Below are 20,301 nucleotides of genomic sequence, written 5' to 3'. Positions count from 1 at the left end.
TCTTAAAAGCATATAAATTGAACCATATGGAGGAATAGAATTGAAAAGAATAGTAGCAATTTTGTTAATGACACTGTTGTACTGCAGCCCTGCCTTTGGGCAGGAGAAGAACAATCTAGAAACCGATAGTACGGCACAGGAAAGCATTAATACTAATGAAACAAAAACAATGTATGCAAAAGGGGAATTTGATATATACTCTTCTCCGGATGAGGAGTCAGAGGTACTTGGAACATCATTAAAAAACACATCCTTCGAAACAGTTGGCTCCCTTAATGAGTGGACGACCATAACTACAGAAGCTGGTTTTGCTTATATCAAATCTGAACATCTGCAAGATAATCCATTATTTGAATATACTGAAGAAGAACTTTATACTATGGCGCATGTGATTTGTGGAGAGGCACAAAGCTGTTCTGATGAAGAGCAGCTATATATTGGTTCTGTTGTTCTAAACAGAGTGGTGCATCCAGCTTTCCCCGATACAATTGAAGGGGTTGTTTTTCAAAAAGGCCAGTATGCGTGTATAAAAGATGGAAACTATTACAGAGAACCGACTGAACGAAACTGGGCTAATGCTAAGTGGCTATTGGAGAACGGCAGTGTCCTCCCGTCCAATGTCATTTGGCAGTCCGGCGGCAGACAGGGAAAAGGTGTTTATGTGAAAACAAAGTGGCATTATTACTGTTACTAATTTTTAGCTAACCCTCTCATTTACTGAGGGGGTTATTTTTAAAGGTGGTAGATCTTATAGAAAATAAAGAGAATAAAGAACAGAACGACTTATTGCAATATGCTATCACACAGGGGATAATCGACTTGGCTGATGTGCGAAAGGATATGCAAGAAAAAGAAAAGCAGAGAATTTTAAGAAAGCCCCCCTATGATATTTGGCAGTCGAATGACGGAAGGTGGAAAACCTATCTGCCAGATGAAACGAAAGCAAAAAGAACTTGAGTGATCTAAATTATTTGTACTTGAACCAATGGGCTAATCTGTTGGTGAAAAATAATAACTTGATAACAAAGAGCAAGTTTTTCTGGTGAGTGAACAGAAAATTGTTGCTGACACCGCACGATACAAGTTTGATGCCCGTCCGTGGTGTATTACACCTTTAATTATATTACTTAATTAAACACTATGTAGTAGTGCAGGGATAACTAATAAAAGCAATCATAAAACCAGGAAAACATATATATCGTCATTATTTGACTGTGGCATTAATTTTAATACGGTTCGGGAGCAAGCAGGACATGAAGACGAGCAAACATCTTTAAAAAATTATTGTTTTGACCAAAAAGATGCAACGGAAAAAGAAAGAGAACTGGAAAAAGCAGTTAACATACGGATGATTATTTAAAAAGTGTAATCAAGTGTAATCAAATTTTTTCAAAAGCAAAAACCCCGGAACCATTATAAAATAAGGATTTCAGGGCTATTAATTAGTAGCGGAAGGGAGATTTGAACTCTCGACACCACGGGTATGAACCGTGTGCTCTAGCCAACTGAGCTATTCCGCCATATTTTGTTTTCAATGGGGCCTATAGGGCTCGAACCTATGACCCTCTGCTTGTAAGGCAGATGCTCTCCCAGCTGAGCTAAGACCCCATTTGCATGTCCCTCAATCGCGACTGCTTAGATAGTATAATATTTATTGATCCAATTGTCAATACTTTTTTGACAATATTTTATAGAAATTTTCTTCTCTTTTTACTATGAAGTATGCTATAATTAAAAACAGTGAATAAAACAGATGTTTTTGCGGTCTTCTGCCTGCCGGCGGCCGCTTTAAAATGTTACGGTTCATAGCCCTGCAGTGGTTCGGCAGTTCTGCGAATGGTAACTAAAATATACAGAACAACGGAGGCTGTGATGTATTATTTTATTATAAATCCCCACTCCAGGAGTGGATACGGTTATAAAGTCTGGAAGAGAATTGAAAAACTGCTGAAGCTGGAATGCGTGGAATACAAGGCATTTCTGACGGAGAGGCCGGGACAGGCGGCCGAGTTTGCCGATCAGCTTACGAAGGGGTGCAAGGAACCTAAGATCATTGTGGTTGTTGGAGGAGACGGTACGGTTAATGAAGTGCTGGACGGGCTTTCTTTTTGCAATACGATTACGCTTGGGTATATTCCGACCGGTTCCGGCAATGATCTTGCCAGGAGCCTGAAACTTCCGCACTCCCCGAGAAAATGTTTAAAGAAGGTTCTCCATCCCAAATATCATAAACTTATGGACTACGGCGTTGTCACCTACGGAGATGATGTAGTGAAACACCGCAGATTTGCCGTGAGCGCCGGCATCGGCCTGGATGCGGCTGTCTGTCATAATCTTCTTTATTCAAGAGTAAAACCACTGTTCAACCGGATTCATCTTCAGAAGATGAACTACATTCTTGTCGGTATCAAGCAGTACCTGATGGCAAGGCCAGCGAAGGGATATATCGTGCTGGACGGAAACAAGAGGGTAGAATTTAATTACATTTATTTTATATCTGCGCATATCCATCCTTTTGAGGGGAACGGATTCAAGTTTGCGCCCAAAGCGGACTGCAGTGACGGCAGACTGGAGATTTGTGCGGTCAGCCATTCTTCGAAGATGCAGGTGCTGTCGATCCTCTGGCGTTCTCTGTTAAAACGTTCCCATAATAAGGGACTCAGAACTTACCAGTGCAGGGAAGTCCAGATTCACACGGACAGGCCGATGGCGGTTCATGTGGATGGGGAGAGCTGTCTGTACCAGAGCGATCTGCATGTGCGCTGTATTGAGCGGAAGGTCAGGATCATTGTATAAGGAAGTAAAAGGAATGACGAAATTAAATGACAGAAAGGATAGACAATATGAGAATCGGACAGGGATATGATGTCCATAGACTGACGGAGGGCCGGGATTTGATCCTCGGCGGCGTAAAAATACCATATGAGAAAGGCCTGCTGGGCCATTCCGACGCCGATGTACTGGTGCATGCGGTGATGGATGCTCTTTTAGGGGCGGCCGCGCTTGGAGATATCGGAGAACATTTTCCCGATACGGACCCTGCCTACAAGGGAATATCCAGTATTGAGCTGTTAAAGCACGTGGGAAAGCTGCTGGAGGAGAACTGTTATATAATAGAGAATATCGATGCGACAATCATTGCCCAAAAGCCGAAGCTTCTGGCCTACCGTCCGCAGATGATGGAGAATATCGCCGCGGCTCTCGGCATTGAGAAGAGCCGCGTCAATGTCAAAGCGACGACGGAGGAGGGCCTTGGGTTCACCGGAAGCGGAGAGGGAATTTCATCCCAGGCAATTACCCTGTTGACGACGGTAGACAATTACTGCTATGATAGGGAAATGATGCAGGGCTCCGGCTGCGGAGGCTGCTCCGGCTGTTCGGCCGCCAGGTAAATCAAAGAAGGTAAGTTAATAAAAAGGAAATTCAATCATAACGATAAGAAATAACAGGAGAAGCAAAGTATGAAAATTTTCAACACTCTGACCAGAAAAAAGGAAGAATTTGTCCCCCTGGAAGAAGGCAAGGTTAAGATGTATGTATGCGGGCCAACCGTATACAATTTTATTCATATCGGCAACGCAAGGCCGATGATTGTATTTGACACGGTAAGACGTTATTTTGAGTATAAGGGATATGAAGTGAACTATGTATCCAACTTTACCGACGTGGATGACAAGATTATTAAAAAAGCAATCGAAGAGGGCGTGGACGCCGACACCATCTCCAAGAGATATATCGAAGAGTGCAAGAAAGATATGGCGATGATGAACGTGAAACCGGCCACCACCCATCCGCTGGCAACGGAGGAAATCTGCGGCATGCTCGACATGATTCAGGATCTGATCGACAAGGGCCATGCCTACACGGGCAAGGATGGCACGGTATACTTCCGCACCAAGTCGTTTGACGGCTATGGAAAGCTGTCCCATAAGAACCTGGAAGATCTCCAGTCGGGTTTCCGCGAGATCAAGGTGACGGGAGAGGAAGACAAGGAAGATCCGACCGACTTTGTGCTCTGGAAACCGAAGAAAGACGGGGAGCCGTACTGGGAGTCACCGTGGTGCAACGGCCGTCCGGGCTGGCACATCGAGTGCTCCGTCATGTCCAAGAAATATCTGGGCGATTCCATCGACATCCATGCGGGCGGAGAGGATCTGATTTTCCCGCACCATGAGAACGAGATTGCTCAGAGTGAGGCATCCAACGGAACTGAATTTGCAAAATACTGGATGCACAATGCATTTTTAAACATTGACAACAGGAAGATGTCGAAGTCCCTCGGCAATTTCTTTACTGTCAGGGAAATCAGCGAGAAGTATGACCTTCAGGTTCTGCGTTTCTTCATGCTGAGCGCCCACTACAGAAGCCCGCTCAACTTCAGCGCCGAGCTGATGGAAGCTTCCAAGAACGGCCTCGAGAGAATCCTCACGGCGGTAGAGAAGCTGAATGACGGACTGAAGACGGCAGAAGGCGTTATGACGGACGCTGAGAAAGAGAATGTAAACGCTGCGAAGGAATTCGTTCAGAAGTTTGAAGATGCCATGGACGACGATTTCAACACGGCCGACGCGATTTCCGCCATTTTCGAGCTGGTGAAATTCAGCAATACGACGGCTGCCGGAGCGTCTGAGGAATATTTAACCTGGATGAAGGAAACCATCGAGAAGCTCTGTGACGTACTCGGAATCATTACGGAGAAGAAAGAAGAAATCCTGGACAGCGAGATCGAGGATATGATTGCGCAGAGACAGCAGGCCAGAAAAGACAAGAACTTTGCCCTGGCAGACGAGATCCGCGGAAAACTTCTGGACATGGGAATTGTCCTGGAAGACACAAGAGAGGGCGTTAAATGGAAACGTGCCTGAACTGTTTTAAAGATGCGCTGAAATTGAAAAAAGTAGAGGCCAGGGAATATTCTCCCCTGGCCTTGGCATATCTGGGGGATGCCGTTTATGAGCTGGCAATCCGCACCTTTGTCATGAATCACGGCAACACCCAGGTCAACAAGATGCATAAGAGGACGGCAGCCCTTGTCAAGGCGGAGGCCCAGGCCAATTTCTATAAGGTTTTGGAGGAAGAGCTGACCGAGGAGGAAAAGGCCGTATACAGAAGAGGCAGAAACGCCAAATCGGTGACGATGGCAAAGCATGCCACAATGAAAGACTACAGGATGGCAACCGGATTTGAGGCCCTGATGGGATATCTCTACCTGACGGAACAGATGGGGAGGATGGCTGAACTTTTAGGCCACGGCCTTTCAAAGTTGGGCGAGATTGAGGCGGATGGCGGACCGGAAGCGCTGAATGGGCAGGAGGAAAGTAAAACGGATGAAACAGAATGACACCAGCGCCTGCAAAGCCGGAGATACCGGAAACGATGCAGGTGAAGACAGTGTAAGATTTGAAGAACTGACGATAGAGGGGCGCAATGCGGTGCTGGAGGCGTTCCGTTCGGGAAAGACGATAGACAAGCTCTTTGTGCTGGACGGCTGCCAGGACGGCCCGGTGAAGACCATCACCAGGGAAGCCAGAAAACAGGATACGATTATCAATTATGTTGCGAAAGAGAGACTGGATCAGCTCTCCGATACCGGGAAACACCAGGGCGTGATCGCCTATGCCGCCGCATACAAATACGCGGAAATAGAGGACATGTTCAAACTGGCTGAGGAGAAGGGCGAGCCGCCGTTTCTCTTTATTCTGGACGGAATCGAAGATCCCCACAATCTCGGCGCGATCATCAGGACGGCCAACCAGGCGGGGGCACACGGGGTAATTATACCGAAAAGACGGGCCGTCGGACTCACTTCCACAGTGGCGAAGACGTCGGCCGGTGCGATCAATTATACGCCGGTTGCCAAGGTGACCAATATTTCAGCCACCATTGAGGAGCTGAAGGAAAAGGGACTCTGGTTCGTCTGTGCCGATATGGGCGGAGAGGTGATGTACCGCCTGAACCTGAAAGGGCCGATTGGCCTGGTAATTGGAGGCGAGGGAGACGGCGTCAGCCGCCTGGTGAAGGAAAAATGCGATATGGTGGCATCCATCCCGATGAAGGGCGATATCGATTCCCTGAATGCCTCGGTGGCGGCAGGTGTCCTTGCCTATGAGATAGTAAGGCAGAGGATGAATTAGGGCCTTACTCTCCACAGAACTGCGGTTTTTGCAGGGCCGTGAACAGTAACCATTCAGGACATACGGAAGAGATTATGTGCAGCAGATATTTTACGGAAGATGAAACGTCCGGAATCCGGACGGATGTGCGTCCCTGTGACGAAGCGGCGGTGCTGGTTTCGGAGAGGGGCAAAACGATAGTGCGAAGGAAGATGTACTGGGGCTTTCATCCTGCAGTCAGCGAGGGCAGGGGCAGCGGGCAGACGGTTTATAACGCACGTGTGGAAACTGCGCCGGAAAAGGCGATGTTCCGGGACTGCATGGCCAGGCGCCGCGTGGCGGTACCGGCCGGCGGCTTCTACGAATGGAACCGCGCGGGTGAAAAGGCAGTTTTCGAGCCCGCGGCGGGAAGAAAACTGTATTTTGCGGGCTGTTACCGGTTTGAGGGAGACGAACCCCATTTTGTAATTTTGACGACGGAACCCAACGAATCTGTGAGGAAAATCCATGACAGGATGCCGTTGATTCTGAAACAGGAACAGCTTGAAAGCTGGCTGTCGGCCGGCGGAGATTACCGGGAACTGCTGAAACAGACGCCCGGGGAGCTGAAAAGCACCATGGACTATGAGCAGCAGACGTTTGAATTTATCTGAGATATGTCTCTACAGGCTGCGCCGTCAATCAATAAAAAAAGAGTGAAATAAAAAAGAGTGAAAACCGTTATTTTTCGGTGTCCACTCTTTTTTATTCTGAGAACCGGACAAACGGACATGATAATAGCGATAGGGCGACATATCATCATTTTCAAATATTAAAAATAAAAACTTCATTTGCAAAATCTGATTATGGAGGAAAAACATGAATGAATGGTTGGTAAAAATCAGATTTTTAATTCCCTTCCGGCCGAGGCGGAGAAAGCTTTTACGCAGGCTCTGGTAGAAAATCCGGACGCCATTACACATCTTACGCTGGCTCAGATAGCCGCGGACTCCAACCGCAGCGAGGCATCGGTCATCCGTTTCTGCAAGAGGATGGGATATCACGGATACATGGATCTGAAGGATGCGTAGCGCCGGAGAACCGGCAGATGGAGCTGCTCAGGAGAGATATGGAAACTTTGTGCTGTTTTTGTAGACATGGTTGTTTTCATGCAGGGATGCCGATAGTGGCGCATGAAATACAGAAGTGAAAGATGGATTTTTCCTGATTTAGAAATTCCGGCAGGGACTGGTTTTCCGGCAGAAATCGTTGTAAGATGAAGGAAAGAGAAAGCAAAGGGAAACGGGGGAAGAAAAGCAGGAGGAAGAAACGGGAACGCAGGAGATAGAAAGGGAGAGACAGGAGGGGGATATATGTCAAAGGATAAGGCAGCGAAAGCGTTAAAAAAGAAAAAAATCAGGGCCGGAGAAGTCCAAAAGATGGAGGCGGACTACGGAATTCTGGAAGAATATAAGACTCTGCGGGATGAGATTCAAGGCTATATCGATGCGTCAAATCAGATCTATATGTTCATTTTTACTGCAGTAAGCGCCATCTATCTGCTGGCATACTATAATCGTGATGCCAGTTTCTACATAATTACCTTTTTCGTTTTGCTGTTGACAAAGTGCCGTCTGATTTTTTACCATGAAAGCATGATTCGGGTTGGAGAATATATAGCAAGCTATATAGAGCCGAAGGTGCCGGGGCTGAACTGGGAAACAAAAACGCGCGGGTTAAAATATGAAATGAACGAAAAGTCGGTCTCCTATTTATTGGCGGAACTGCATTACTTCTCGTATACGATTATGTCTTTGGTGACGGTTATCATTTTATGGGAGAGCGGCGGATGGAGAGAATACGAAAAATGCAGCCAGATTCTTATGTGGTGCGCAATTGGCATTACATCGCTGATTATTATCATTCTTGATTGTGGGATGCGTTTGCGGACTTCAAAGATGAGGGAAAACTATCAAAAGAAATGGGAAGAAAGACATGATGATTTTCCGCGTTAGCCAAATGTTAGCCAATCAGAAAAAAGTCCACCCGGATCATAGTCCAGGAATTTAAAAATATCAAAAAACCCTTGAAAATTCAAGGGTTTTAATCGAGCTGCTGACGGGAATCGGACCCGTGACCTCCGCACTACCAATGCGACGCTCTACCGACTGAGCCACAGCAGCATCTGACGTTTAAGCCTTGACTAGTGTACCACGGGATGACGGTTTTGTCAACTATCTAATCTGCCTGTATAAGAAAAATTTTGAAGAAAATGTGGCCGGCTGACGCAGTGTCCTTTCGCGCTCTTTTTCCACAGGGCCTCGCTTTTTGAAGGCAAATCTACACGAATGTAATATTTGTAGTATAGGCTTCACCGCCAATCGGCTGATGCATATCGATAACGGCAAAGTGGGAGGAAAGATTTTCTTTTAAAGGTTCTGCAATCGCTACAAAGCGGTAATTTGTGCCGTTGACAACCTGTTTGGCCACGGCCAGCGGCTGATAAAAATAATCCTCATGTTTTCCGATTGCATTATAGAAGATGAAAGAATCATATGGAGTAAGATAGGACTGGAAGGTCCAGCTTCCGGGCATAACGGTACCTCAATGGTGTAGTTAATACATTATATGCGTGGGCGCCGGAGAAGGAACCGGACTGGGCAGAATACAGTGTTCTGATAGAAAGGGAAGAGAGAAAGAAAATAGTATATGGAACACGCTTTTGACTGACGAATGGAGACAACGGGATTCGAACCCGCGGTCTCTGCGTTGCGAACGCAGCGCTCTCCCAGCTGAGCTATGTCCCCATGTGCTCAATTATATCACAGACAAAAAAGAATTCAATATATACTTCAAAAAAATCAAAAAAAAACAAATTTTATACAAGCGAAAACCGGCATTCCTTCCGCAATGCTTCGGATTTCCGCCTGTATCAGTTGGCAGGGCGGCAAAAACCGGTTCCCAGGAGAGCAAAGTCACTGGAAACCGGCTTTTATTTTTTTAATGGTGAGTCCGTTGCCCGTTTTGTCCTAATTTCCTCCGGGGCCGTCTTTACGTGGGCGTTCCGATTCGGGAAGCGGTTCGGTGGAAACAGGAAGTTCGTCCGGCACCTCATAAGTTGCGTTGGAAGATTTGGGCATGTCTATCTCGGGAATATTGCCGTCGTCATATAAATTTCTCAATGCATTCACCATCCTTTCCATCTGAAATGTGTTTTCTGATGTCCTTATTAGTATCTGCGAATGCGAAAAAACTATTCGGTCACAGTGAATTGGCGTTGATTTCCAATCTGATAATTTAAACAAAAAAGGTCCGGTAAATACCAGACCTTTAAAAAATGGAGCATACGGGATTCGAACCCGTGACCTTTTGAATGCCATTCAAACGCGCTCCCAGCTGCGCTAATGCCCCGTGATGTAATTGACATTATCAATCAGACAGCAATATTGTACCATAAAAAGTTTCAAAAGGGAAGAGTGTTTTTATATTTTATATAATTTATATTATCCGAAAAATAAAAAAGATTTTTATCGAAGAAATCCGGTCCCTCCTGAATCCGTGAATATTACGGACAGAGGAATCCGGCAGGAGGGAATCCTGCCGGAGGAGTATGAAAAAGTATTACTGCAGATCCTGCCTGCTGATTGCTATATTACTCAAAAAATGTGTTGAAAGTTTGGCTTCTTTGTGAAAAAAGTGTGAAGCCGGATGAAAATTTCATTTTGAGGCCATGTTCCATATTTTGATTGACAAAGTCTGTGGGTTCCTTATATAATAATAGTGCTGTTTTAAGGTGGAAAATGTATTCTATGCATTCTCACTGTCCAGCGGGTGTGGCGGAATTGGCAGACGCGCTAGATTTAGGTTCTAGTGGAAACCCCGTGCAGGTTCAAGTCCTGTCACCCGCATATGAAAAGTGCTGTATTTACAGCACTTTTTTTAGATATGTGATACAGCTTATAAGGCCGTTCCTTTCGCCGGAATAAAAAAGTGAGACAGATCCACCCCTTCTAATTCCAGCAATTTCATTTTCGTTGAGATCCCTCCGGCATATCCGGTCAGGCTGCCGTTTGAGCCTACAACCCGGTGGCAGGGGATAATAATGGAAATAGGGTTGTGCCCGACCGCCCCGCCCACCGCCTGGCTTGACATGTTTTTCCTGCCCATTCTGGCCGCCATTTTTTTGGCAATATCCCCATAGGTGACAACTTCCCCATATGGAATTTCACAAAGAATGCTCCATACGTCCTGACGGAATTCTCCGCCGATGGGAGCTAACGGCAGTTCTGAGACGGCAGGCTTCTCACCTGCAAAATACCGGTTCAGCCAGTTTTTTGCAGCGGTGAATACGGGCATGCCGTCGTTAGCCTCCATCGGTCCGGGAACCGATTTTCCATGGTATTTCTGTCCTTCAATCCACAGTCCGATAAGATGGCTGCCGTCGGCGTCGCAGGCAAGGGTGAGAACCCCTGCGGGGGATGTGAAGTTGGTCGAATAGTACATCATATACCTCCTTACAGTGTATACTAGGGATAGTCCGTGGCATAACCGCGCCATGGTCACTATCACCTGTTCAGGTTTCTGCCTTTTGCCCGCCATTTTCGGGCATTTCTTTTGTTACTCAATCCTCAGGAAGGACAAGACGGATCGACGGGGAGAGCCTCAGTTCATCCGGTTCAAAGCCAATGCTTAAAAGATACTGTTCCGACGCATGGAATTGATAAGTGCTTGTCTCTTTCATGCATCTGCCACATCGGACGAAATCGCCCTGTTCGAGATACTGAAGCATTTTCTCTGTGAAAATTCTGAGTTCGGAATCAAGTTTTGCCGTTTCCTTTTGAGAGCCTTTTAAGGGATATCCCCAGAGAAACAGGCCGAATATTTTAGAATAAATTTCCCGGATTCCGTTTAAGGGATTGCTCTGTGAGATGCAGAGAAGCAGGTGCCAGGGAGTCATTCCACAACGTTTCTCGTCCACGTTTTTTTTGAGCTGTTCTTTTAAGCGTCCGCGTTCTTTTTCGGTGAGAGCCAGGAGCGTCGCTACCGCCGCCCTTTCGCAGGAATAGATAATTATTTCATAGGACTGGACAAAAAACGCCAGGTTCCGCCGCACGGCGGGGATGGTAAAGTCGGGCATATTACACCGTTGACCAATTGAGAAGACACGGGTGCCAACTCCGTTGACGGATTCGGCTGCACCTGACTGGTTCAGGATCCGTACGGTTCTCCGGATCGTGCTCAACGAGACATTATATTTTTCGGCCATCTTTTCGTATGAAGGAAGATATTCCGTTTCCCTGTATTCTCCAAGATAGATTCCAAATAGGATCCGCGTGGCCAGGCTGTAACAGAGCTGCGGCCGTTCCCGGTAAATATGCCAGACAAAAGGGGTCTGTTTTTGCTTACCGGAAAGAGGAACGTATTGTGCAACGTACCGGAGCGCTTCTTCCATGGATTCTTTCTGGTGTTTCAATATGGCGCCGTGCAGGCTTTTTAAGTCCTGCGTATTTTTGTAACTTATAATTTCTTCGATTCCCTCACGCAATAACTTCTTATTGTAAAATCCGTCCCCGCCCTTTTCACCGATAAACATGAGTCCCATGAACATTGATATTTCCCAGAAGAGGTTCATTGCCAGAGGATTCTCCAGCTTTTGCAACACGTAAGAGTAAAAATAGAGCAGATCGTCGGACTGTGCGCGTTCTATGTAGCGTGACAGGTGCAGAAAATCGTTTTCTTCCATCCGGCGGAATGCCTCGGAGAAGAACGGGACTGAGATTAACTCCGCAGTCCGGCAGAGATCGGGGAATGCAGTCCGGCGTTCCGAAAAGAAACCGAGGACAAAACGAATCAGTTCCTGTCTGGTCTGCCTGTATATGATCCTGGTGGCTCTGCCGTTGCGCATGGAGATATAACCTTCGGCCCGCAGCTGCCTCAGAGCGGCTTTTACGGTCTGGGGGCTGACACAGAACTGTCTGCACAGTGTGTCGATGGATGGAAGGGTATCCCCGCATTTATAATATTCAAAATGTATACGCATATAAAAAAATTCATAAATCAGGTTTGATATCTGCTGTTCTTGTTCCATTGCTACCCACTCCTGTGTTTAATCCGTATGCTTTTTATTCTATCATTTCCTGCAAATAATTGCCATAAGCTGGTTGTGAAGTTTTGCAGGATATGCTATATTGTAAACAGCATAACATGAACAAGATTGCGCTGCAGATACGGCGGACTGTGGGGAACGGATGGCGGAGCTATCAAACATAAAGCATCATTCTAAGTGACAATTCTCAGGGCCAGGAGGAAATATAAATGGGTGAACGGGAAAAAGAAATTTCGTCGGGAAGCAGTGAACTGCAGACGGCGTCGGCCGAGTATGAGTATCATACGCTGATGCGCCTGATGGGAGTCAGTGTGAGCAAACATCTTCTGGATGAACATTTTACACTGATTTGGGCGAACGAGTTTTACTATAAGTTTATTGGGTGGAATAAGGCGGACTATGAGGCGGAATTCCATAACAGGCCGGATCTCTTTTATGCAAAATATGACCCAAAAGAGTGGGGGCGCCTGACGGAGACGGTCGGAGATGCACTGGCCAACCACCGGAGCGGTTACCAGTTTCTTTCACGGATGCACAGGAAAGACGGCAATCTTTTATGGATACAGTTCTCCACCCAGTTTTCGGAGGAATATGTAAACGGTTACCAGGTAGCCTATACGGTCATGACCAACATCGATGCTCTGATACGCGTCCAGAAGGAACAGTCGGTCACCTATGAAAACCTGCCTGGCTTTGTCGCAAAATTCCGTATTGACAGGGAACTTAATATGACGCTGCTGGAGGGCAACCGCCGCTTCATGGATTACTTCCGGGATGTTGAAAACGGAGGAATAGAGAGCCTGCACCGGCAAAATATAGAAAGTAATATGACAGCCATCCGTGAAAACCGGGAAAAGTTTCTGACGGGCGAACCGGTGCACTTTGTCATGTGTGTAAAGAGCAGAAAGGAACAAACGCTGTGGCTTCAGGTCAATGCCACCTGCGTGGACTGGCAGAACGGCTGCCCTGTTTATCTGGCGTTGTTTATCGATATTACCGATGTGACCGAACTCCGTCAGATGAAGGCAAAGCTGACGGAACAGGCAGAAGCACTTAGAGATGCGCTGACTGTGGCGGAACAGGCCAATCATGCCAAATCGGATTTCTTATCCCGCATGAGCCATGAAATCCGGACCCCAATGAACGCAATTATCGGTATGACGACCATAGCCGGAGCATATATAGACGATAAACAGAGGGTGGCAGACTGCCTCAGAAAAATTGGTTATTCCTCCAAACATCTCATGGCCCTTATCAATGATGTACTGGATATGTCCAAGATTGATGAAGGGAGGATGAAGATAGCGCACGAAAATTTTGATTTGGAGAGTGCGGTGGAATCACTGACCTCCATTATCTATCCTCAGGCCGCTGCAAAAGGGGTGAATTTTACGGTGCCTTTTGTGGAACTGAGCGATACGGTTTTGACCGGGGATGTGATGAGGCTGAACCAGGTGTTGTTGAACCTTTTGTCCAATGCGGTTAAATTTACGCCGGAGGGCGGTTCCGTCCGGCTGGAGATACAGCAGGTGAGGCGCCTCGATCGAAAGATCCGCCTGCGTTTTATTGTCAGTGACACCGGAATCGGAATGAGCAGGGAATTTCAGGGACGTCTTTTTGACCCGTTTGAGCAGGAAAGTGCGGCTACCGCGCGAAAATTCGGGGGCACCGGGCTTGGAATGCCGATTACAAAGAATCTGGTCACCCTGATGGGAGGTACGATATCCGTAAAAAGTGAATCGGAAAAGGGAACCAGATTTACGGTGGAAATCGATTTTGATGTGCCCGAGGCCAGGGGGAGCGTATCAGCCCAGAGACATCCGGCTATGGAATCCCTGAAGGTTCTGGTGGCCGACTATGACCGCGACAGTTGCATCCATACCTCGAACCTTTTGAAGAATCTGGGTATTTTGTGCGACTGGGTGCTCACAGGCGAAGACTGCGTGCAGAAGATCAGGAGCGCCCACTGTTCGGGAGAAAATTATGACGTCTGCTTCATTGACTGGAAGATGCCGGATTTGGATGGAATAGAGGTGACGCGGAGGATCCGGGAGATTGTGGGAATGGATACGACGATTATCATAATTACCGCCTATGATTGGAGCGCAATTGAAAGGAGCGCCCGTGAAGCGGGGGCCAATGCATTCCTGGCAAAGCCTCTTTTTTCATCCGTGCTTTATAATACCCTACTTTCGGCGGCAGGAAAAAGCAGGGTGTTCACGATGCCGTCATACAGCGTCCAGATGAACAAGCCAGATCTGTCCGGCCACTGTGTACTGCTGGCGGAGGACAACGAACTAAACCAGGAGATTGCCATTGAACTGCTTAAGATGGCGGGGCTGGAGGTGGAATGTGCGGCCGACGGAAAAGAGGCGCTGGAGAAATTTCTGGCCGACGGCGACCGTTTCGACCTGATCCTGATGGATATGCAGATGCCAGTGATGGATGGATATGAGTCGGCGGAGAGAATCCGGAAATCTCAGCATCCGCGGGCCGGGAGCATCCCCATCATCGCAATGACGGCCGATGCCTTCCACGAGGATGTGGTGAAAGCGTCGGAAGCCGGAATGGACGGCCATCTGGCGAAGCCAATCGATTCGGATTTACTCTATCAGGTTTTGAGCGGGGTTATGAAGGCAAAAAATAACACGCCCATTTGAAAATTACGATTTCGGTTCTATTCAGCAAATCAGGCTGCCCGGCAGGGCATACCTTTAACTTCGGGGCTGCGGCTTCGGAGTTAAAGGTATCGGGAAGCTATCTCTCAATGGCGGGGGCGGCCACATTTCCACCTCTGGCAATCTCAATCCGGTTGATAAAGCGGCTCTCCAGAAGACGGATCAGCCCGTCGTTGTTCTCTTCCGTATCCACACTTTCAAGCAGAACGGCCGTCGGCGTATAGTCGATTATTTTGACTCCGTAAACCTGGGAAATTCTGAAAATCTCCGTCATGTCGCCTTCCGAACAGTTTTTAATCTTGATAAACATGAGTTCCCTGACATGGACGGCGATGCCGGTAATATCCACGACCTTAATTACCTCAACGCTGCGGTTGAGCTGCTTTTTTACCTGTTCAAACACCTTGTCGTCACTGGTGAGGCTCACGGTCATCCTCGATACGGTTTCATCCTCCGTCCTGCCGACGGTCAGACTGTTCAGGTTATAGGATTTACCGGAAAACAGGCCGGAAATGCGTGCAAGGACGCCGATATCATTTTCTACGAACAGACAAATCCAACGTTTCTTCATTCTTGTTTTTCCTCGCTTTCCAGAATCATATCCTCATCCGCCGGACTGATACCGCCATTTTCCAGAATCATATCTCCTAACGCATTTCCCGGGGGAACGATGGGGAGGACGTTTGTTTCCCGTCCGATTACAAACTCTATGACGGCCGGGCCGTTTGTAATCTGTTTGGCGGCCAGCAGCGCGCTCTCTATCTCACTTTCATCGGTGACACGGATTCCTGCGGCGCCGTAGCTTTCCGCCAGCTTTATAAAATCCGGCGTATATCCGGGGCATTCCTCCCCGGGGGAGCTGCAGGAGGCGGGGCAGCTTTTCCTGCGGCGCATGCAGGTGGAAGAATAGCGCCGATCGAAGAACATTTCCTGCCACTGTCTGACATTGCCCAGATAGCCGTTGTTCAGGATACAGATGATAATGGGGAGCTCATACACGGCCGCGGTCGCCATTTCCTGGATATTCATCTGCATCCCCCCGTCCCCGGTAATGACGACGACGTCTTTGTCCGGATTGCCGAGCTTTGCTCCGATGGCGGCCGGAAAACCGTATCCCATGGTGCCGAGTCCGCCCGAGGTCAGCATCTGCCTGTTTTCATTGAGCTCCAGAAACTGTGTGGCCCAAAGCTGGTTCTGCCCCACATCGGTGGTGATGACGGCGCGCTGGAAAAGCCTGTTAACGGCCTCAATGATTTTCTGGGGAGTCAGGCCGGTCTGCCCCATGGAAAGGGGACGGCTTTTCTTCCAGCCGCCTATCCGGGCCGTCCAGGCCTCCGTGTCCAGGGGAGAGGCTTTTTCCAGCAGGGCGCGGAGCGCTTCCTTTGCGTCTGCGACGATGGGGATGTCGACGGCAATATTTCTGGAAATGGAGGCGGGATCGATATCAATATGTACAATGGAAGCGTTTTTTGCAAATTCTTCGATTTTACCGGTGATGCGGTCGTTGAACCTGGTTCCGATGGAGAAGAGGAGGTCACAGTGACTGACTGCCGAATTGGCGGCATAGCTTCCGTGGATTCCAAGATTTCCGACGTACAGAGGATGGGAGGTGGGCACGGCTCCCCTGCCCATGATGGTGGTGATGACGGGAACCTTCGTAAGTTCGGCCAGTTCCGTCATCTCACGGGATGCGTGTGCGATCTGTACGCCTCCGCCGACGAGGAAGACGGGCCGTTTCGACTGTTCCAGCAGTTCTGCCGCCTTCTTTATCTGCCCCGCATGAACGGAGGTATTCGGCTTGTAGCCGCGGATTTCCACACTGTCTGGATAATCGGGGCTGCCCTGCTCCTGCTGGATGTCTTTCGGGAAATCGACGACGACAACTCCCGGTTTTCCGCTTCCGGCGATGAGGAAGGCCTTCTTAATTATTGCGCCCAAATCCTCCCTGCGTCTCACTGTGACTGCATATTTACAGATGTTTCTCGTAATTCCGACGATGTCCACCTCCTGAAACGCATCGTTGCCAATCAGGCCGACCGGGACCTGTCCGGTAAAGCAGACGAGGGGAACACTGTCAAAGTTGGCGGTTGCAATGCCGGTGACGAGGTTTGTGGCCCCCGGGCCGCTCGTCACAAGGCAGACCCCTGTCTTGCCGGTGGAGCGGGCATAGCCGTCGGCGGCATGAATCAGCCCCTGTTCATGCCGCGGCAGGATTACGTTAATTTCTTCTTCCCCGTACAGGGCGTTAAACAGGTCGATGGCCTGGCCTCCCGGATAGGCGAAGAGAACGTCGACATGCTCCGCCTTCAGGGCTTTTACAAATAATTGGGCGCCTGTTATCATCATAGAATACCTCCTTTAAGGTTTGAATGCGTGTGCTTGCTTGCATAACCGGCGTTTTTTTGGCACCGCCGTGCGGCAGTGCCTTGCCATTGCTTCACTGTTCTATGGCAGATACCGTTGGAATGCCGTTAATCAATGTTTCAACGCTCTTTTTTATGAAATCGCTCCGGGAGTCCGAAGACAGTTGCTCCCCAAAAGAGGCTTTCAGAAACGTGTAGCCGAAGGTGGTGGAAAAGACCGTCATCGCCAGGCAGTCAAAATCCAGATGAGGCAGCTTTCCAAGCTCTTCCATCCTGATGAAATAGGCGGTGAGGGAGGAGAGAAAGGCCTGCGGTATTTTCATAATCAGGGGAGCCGCCTCCTCATAAAGCTGGGGAGCGCGCAGACCGATGGACAGGTTGACAAAATCGGGAGTGATTTTGTCCATATAGACGTTCATAAACATCTCCAGATCCGGCTGCAGTTCCCACACTACGTCCTGAAATACTTCAGGGGTCAGATTGCCCCGCCACTGTTCCTGCTCCATGCCGCTCAACGCAATATCCTTTTTACTCTTAAACTTCCTGAAGAGGGTGCATTCATTGACCCCGGCCGCCCTGGCGATATCCTTTGTCGTCGTCGCAACGTAGCCCTTGTCCCGGATCAGGCTCATCGTAGCATCAATAATTTTTTGGCTGGTAGTATCCATATTCACTCCTAATGCAAGTACATGCTTTCATTTGATTTTACCGTTTTTCCCTCTGGCTGTCAATCCCCACATATCGGAAAACAGGCCGGATGAACGGCATGCTGTTCATCCGGCCTGTTTCCGGTACACATCAATTATACCGCATCGCGGTATGGTTAAAATTTCTGGAAATCTTCTACGTTCATGACAAAGATTGTGGAACCGCCTACCTTCATATTCATCGGAACCGTCATATTGACGGTAGGACAGCAGTTTCCGGCCATAGTTGGTGGTGTGTAAACCAGTTGTTCTCTTGTACCCGACATCTTCTTGATAATGGTAATCGCTTCCTCCACACGGCTGTCGTCAACGCCGAGCATCAGCGTCGTACTTTTTTTCTTCAGAAAACCGCCCATTGTGGAAAGTTTTGTAACAAAGAAAGAATTCTGGTTCAATTCGTAAACTAAATCATCCGCATCTTCGCTTCCGATAATTGCCATAATCATCTTCATAATCAGCACCTCCTAACTCACTATTGTTACTATTTTACCATTAAATCATGAAAATGGGAATAAAAAATTGATAAAAATTAATCTCTATTTGAATTTCCTGGGATTTCACTGAATATACGGAGGGGAAAAAGCTGTAAAACAGGGCTTTTGGCGCGGAACAGGGGGAATATCTGTTTTAAGGGACAGATGGCGGCGGAAGAAGAAACAGGCGGCAGCAGAGGAGACAGCTTAGGAAATGTATGCAGAAAAAAGACAATAATCCACAGTACAAGGACAATGGATATCTTCAGGTTATATCTCCGATAACTATTTCGTATGTCTGGGGCAGCGGCTGAAAATGGACTTTTAAACGGAAATCTGATATTATAGCAGACGTGCGTCTGTTTGCAGGATGTTTTTCCCGGGAGTACAAAAAGAACGGGAATGAATGCGGCGGAAAAATAAACAAACTATGTTCAGGGGGTATGATTATCATGAGTCAGAGAAGAGGCCAGTGGGCCAGTAATCTGGGATTTATACTGGCGGCGGCGGGTTCTGCCGTGGGTCTGGGGAATATCTGGAAGTTTCCGGGAAAGACGGGAGCATACGGGGGAGGCGCTTTCCTGCTTTCCTATATCGTAATTGTGGCTCTGATTGGTTTTCCGGTCATGCTGGCTGAACTTTCGATCGGGCGGGCCACCCAGAAGAATGTGGTGGGAGCGTTCCACCAGCTTAACAGGAAGTGGACTTTTGCCGGTGGAATCGGCGTATTGACACTTTTCGTCATTATGTCTTATTATAGTGTGGTGGGCGGATGGGTTCTTAAGTACGTCTTCGCCTATCTGGTGGAACCTGGTTTTGGAAGCGGAGCCGTGTCCTACCAGGAATATTTTGTGAATTTTATCGGGAAACCGGTGCAGCCCCTTGCATGGGGACTTGTATTTCTGGTGCTTTGCATTTATGTGGTGGTTAAGGGAGTCTCCGAGGGAATCGAGAGGGTCAGCAAGATTCTGATGCCGGCTCTGTTCCTCCTTTTGATTGCCTGCGCGGTGAGGTCCGTGACGCTCCCCGGCGCAAAGGAGGGGCTTTCCTATATGCTCACCATCAAACCGGGCAGTTTTAACCGGGATACGCTGGTGGGGGCGCTTGGACAGGCCTTCTTCTCCCTTTCCGTGGGAATGGGCATCATGGTCACTTACGGTTCCTATGTGCCGAAGAAGGATAACCTGGTGAAAAGCGCGGCGTGGATTTGTGTGCTGGACACGCTGGTGGCCATTCTGGCCGCTTTTGCGATTGTTCCTGTCGTATTTGTCACCCTGGGAGCGGAGGGGCTCGGCATGGGCGGCGGATTTGCCTTTATGGCCCTGCCGGAGGTATTTGACGGGCTTCCGGGAGGACGGATATTCGGCCTGTTCTTCTTCGTGCTCCTCTTTCTGGCGGCTCTCACCAGCGCTATCAGCATTCTGGAGAGCTGCGTTGCATTTATCACGGAAGAGTGGAAGGTGTCCAGGCTGAAAGCGACGGTTATCCTGTCCGTGCCGATGACGGTATTAAGCGCCGGATATTCCCTTTCACAGATGGAGTCGAGAAACATCAACCTGCCCTGGTTTGACTTTTCAAAGGGACTTCAGATGCTGCCGATGAATGCGGTGATGGAAAAATTTACCGATAACCTTATGATACCGGTGGGAGCGCTGTGCTTCTGTATTTTTGCCGGCTGGATCTGGGGGAAGGGCAAGGCGTCCGAAGAAATCAGTTCAGGCGGAGCTTTTCCGTTCCGGTTCAGAAAGGTTTGGGAATTTATTGTGCGTTTTGTCGCTCCGGCCGTTATCCTGCTGATTCTCTACTTTACCGTGGGAAAAGGCCAGGGACTTTCATAACCGCTCCGTTGAATTGCGGATTTGATGCCCGGAATGTCCGGCCG

At 48.4% G+C, this 20,301-nt stretch carries 20 protein-coding genes and 6 tRNA genes; 13 read left to right on the top strand and 13 right to left on the bottom strand.

Annotated elements, in window-relative coordinates:
- Positions 1–40 precede the first annotated feature (40 nt).
- Together V3C10_17135 and V3C10_17130 are read left to right on the top strand one after the other, a co-directional pair.
- The gene (locus V3C10_17135; GenBank protein ID WVP61018.1) at positions 41–694 is read left to right on the top strand and encodes a cell wall hydrolase; all 654 of its coding nucleotides are present in this window, start codon (positions 41–43) and stop codon (positions 692–694) included.
- Between the two features lie 44 nt (positions 695–738).
- Positions 739–957 (top strand): hypothetical protein, encoded by a 219-nt coding sequence (locus V3C10_17130; GenBank protein WVP61017.1) that lies wholly within the window; start codon positions 739–741, stop codon positions 955–957.
- A 489-nt stretch (positions 958–1,446) separates the two neighbouring features.
- Here the strand turns inward: V3C10_17130 and V3C10_17125 are convergent.
- Both V3C10_17125 and V3C10_17120 read right to left on the bottom strand, forming a co-directional pair.
- A tRNA-Met gene (locus V3C10_17125) sits at positions 1,447–1,520 on the bottom strand.
- A 15-nt stretch (positions 1,521–1,535) separates the two neighbouring features.
- Positions 1,536–1,608: transfer RNA gene (locus V3C10_17120), tRNA-Val, on the bottom strand.
- 264 nt (positions 1,609–1,872) lie between these two features.
- Between V3C10_17120 and V3C10_17115 the strand changes: the two genes are divergently transcribed.
- The 8 genes from V3C10_17115 (at position 1,873) to V3C10_17080 (ending at position 8,107) form a co-directional block, all read left to right on the top strand.
- Positions 1,873–2,796, top strand: coding sequence for a diacylglycerol kinase family protein (locus V3C10_17115; GenBank protein WVP61016.1), 924 nt, complete (start codon positions 1,873–1,875; stop codon positions 2,794–2,796).
- Between the two features lie 47 nt (positions 2,797–2,843).
- The gene (gene ispF, locus V3C10_17110; GenBank protein WVP64648.1) at positions 2,844–3,392 is read left to right on the top strand and encodes a 2-C-methyl-D-erythritol 2,4-cyclodiphosphate synthase; all 549 of its coding nucleotides are present in this window, start codon (positions 2,844–2,846) and stop codon (positions 3,390–3,392) included.
- Positions 3,393–3,461: 69 nt separating this feature from the next.
- Complete coding sequence (cysS, locus tag V3C10_17105) at positions 3,462–4,865, top strand: cysteine--tRNA ligase (protein ID WVP61015.1); 1,404 nt, start codon at positions 3,462–3,464, stop codon at positions 4,863–4,865.
- A complete protein-coding gene (locus V3C10_17100) occupies positions 4,850–5,341 on the top strand; it encodes a ribonuclease III domain-containing protein (protein WVP61014.1) in 492 nt (163 codons plus the stop codon). The genes cysS and V3C10_17100 overlap by 16 nt, the downstream gene beginning before the upstream one ends.
- The gene (gene rlmB / locus V3C10_17095; GenBank protein WVP61013.1) at positions 5,328–6,134 is read left to right on the top strand and encodes a 23S rRNA (guanosine(2251)-2'-O)-methyltransferase RlmB; all 807 of its coding nucleotides are present in this window, start codon (positions 5,328–5,330) and stop codon (positions 6,132–6,134) included. Before V3C10_17100 ends, rlmB begins: the two co-directional genes overlap by 14 nt.
- 74 nt (positions 6,135–6,208) lie before the next feature.
- Positions 6,209–6,766: an SOS response-associated peptidase family protein gene (locus tag V3C10_17090; protein ID WVP61012.1), complete on the top strand. Its 558-nt coding sequence runs from the start codon at positions 6,209–6,211 to the stop codon at positions 6,764–6,766.
- A gap of 213 nt (positions 6,767–6,979) precedes the next feature.
- The gene (locus V3C10_17085) at positions 6,980–7,183 is read left to right on the top strand and encodes a hypothetical protein (GenBank protein WVP61011.1); all 204 of its coding nucleotides are present in this window, start codon (positions 6,980–6,982) and stop codon (positions 7,181–7,183) included.
- Between the two features lie 282 nt (positions 7,184–7,465).
- On the top strand, positions 7,466–8,107 hold the full coding sequence (locus tag V3C10_17080; protein WVP61010.1) for a hypothetical protein: 642 nt from the start codon (positions 7,466–7,468) through the stop codon (positions 8,105–8,107).
- A 95-nt stretch (positions 8,108–8,202) separates the two neighbouring features.
- Here V3C10_17080 and V3C10_17075 read toward each other — a convergent pair.
- The 5 genes from V3C10_17075 to V3C10_17055 all read right to left on the bottom strand — a co-directional run bounded on the left by V3C10_17075 (position 8,203) and on the right by V3C10_17055 (position 9,503).
- Positions 8,203–8,275: transfer RNA gene (locus V3C10_17075), tRNA-Thr, on the bottom strand.
- Between the two features lie 157 nt (positions 8,276–8,432).
- The gene (locus V3C10_17070) at positions 8,433–8,687 is read right to left on the bottom strand and encodes a hypothetical protein (protein ID WVP61009.1); all 255 of its coding nucleotides are present in this window, start codon (positions 8,685–8,687) and stop codon (positions 8,433–8,435) included.
- Between the two features lie 139 nt (positions 8,688–8,826).
- Positions 8,827–8,899: transfer RNA gene (locus V3C10_17065), tRNA-Ala, on the bottom strand.
- A gap of 222 nt (positions 8,900–9,121) precedes the next feature.
- A complete protein-coding gene (locus V3C10_17060; GenBank protein WVP64697.1) occupies positions 9,122–9,274 on the bottom strand; it encodes a hypothetical protein in 153 nt (50 codons plus the stop codon).
- Positions 9,275–9,430: 156 nt separating this feature from the next.
- A tRNA-Ala gene (locus V3C10_17055) sits at positions 9,431–9,503 on the bottom strand.
- 416 nt (positions 9,504–9,919) lie between these two features.
- Here V3C10_17055 and V3C10_17050 point away from each other — a divergent pair.
- Positions 9,920–10,000, top strand: a tRNA-Leu gene (locus V3C10_17050).
- A gap of 49 nt (positions 10,001–10,049) precedes the next feature.
- Here the strand turns inward: V3C10_17050 and V3C10_17045 are convergent.
- Positions 10,050–10,595, bottom strand: coding sequence for a methylated-DNA--[protein]-cysteine S-methyltransferase (locus V3C10_17045; GenBank protein ID WVP64647.1), 546 nt, complete (start codon positions 10,593–10,595; stop codon positions 10,050–10,052).
- Between the two features lie 118 nt (positions 10,596–10,713).
- On the bottom strand, positions 10,714–12,180 hold the full coding sequence (locus tag V3C10_17040) for a GntR family transcriptional regulator (GenBank protein WVP61008.1): 1,467 nt from the start codon (positions 12,178–12,180) through the stop codon (positions 10,714–10,716).
- Between the two features lie 227 nt (positions 12,181–12,407).
- Between V3C10_17040 and V3C10_17035 the strand changes: the two genes are divergently transcribed.
- On the top strand, positions 12,408–14,858 hold the full coding sequence (locus V3C10_17035) for a response regulator (protein WVP61007.1): 2,451 nt from the start codon (positions 12,408–12,410) through the stop codon (positions 14,856–14,858).
- A gap of 97 nt (positions 14,859–14,955) precedes the next feature.
- Here the strand turns inward: V3C10_17035 and ilvN are convergent, their stop codons facing one another.
- The 4 genes from ilvN to V3C10_17015 all read right to left on the bottom strand — a co-directional run bounded on the left by ilvN (position 14,956) and on the right by V3C10_17015 (position 18,398).
- Positions 14,956–15,447 carry an acetolactate synthase small subunit gene (gene ilvN / locus V3C10_17030; protein WVP61006.1) on the bottom strand — a complete coding sequence of 164 codons (492 nt, stop codon included), beginning with the start codon at positions 15,445–15,447 and terminating at the stop codon, positions 14,956–14,958.
- On the bottom strand, positions 15,444–17,219 hold the full coding sequence (gene ilvB / locus V3C10_17025) for a biosynthetic-type acetolactate synthase large subunit (GenBank protein ID WVP64646.1): 1,776 nt from the start codon (positions 17,217–17,219) through the stop codon (positions 15,444–15,446). The genes ilvN and ilvB overlap by 4 nt, the downstream gene beginning before the upstream one ends.
- Before the next feature lie 94 nt (positions 17,220–17,313).
- Positions 17,314–17,907 (bottom strand): TetR/AcrR family transcriptional regulator, encoded by a 594-nt coding sequence (locus V3C10_17020; protein WVP61005.1) that lies wholly within the window; start codon positions 17,905–17,907, stop codon positions 17,314–17,316.
- 155 nt (positions 17,908–18,062) lie between these two features.
- Complete coding sequence (locus V3C10_17015; GenBank protein ID WVP61004.1) at positions 18,063–18,398, bottom strand: cyclic-di-AMP receptor; 336 nt, start codon at positions 18,396–18,398, stop codon at positions 18,063–18,065.
- Positions 18,399–18,871: 473 nt separating this feature from the next.
- Between V3C10_17015 and V3C10_17010 the strand changes: the two genes are divergently transcribed.
- Positions 18,872–20,257, top strand: a complete 1,386-nt coding sequence (locus tag V3C10_17010; GenBank protein ID WVP61003.1) for a sodium-dependent transporter — start codon at positions 18,872–18,874, stop codon at positions 20,255–20,257.
- Positions 20,258–20,301: the final 44 nt, after the last annotated feature.

The sequence above is a fragment of the [Clostridium] symbiosum genome (assembly GCA_036419695.1).
In the GTDB taxonomy this organism is placed as follows: Bacteria; Bacillota; Clostridia; order Lachnospirales; family Lachnospiraceae; genus Otoolea; species Otoolea symbiosa_A.
Note: the sequence above shows the minus strand (reverse complement) of the source record. Positions and strands in the feature narration are given on the sequence as shown.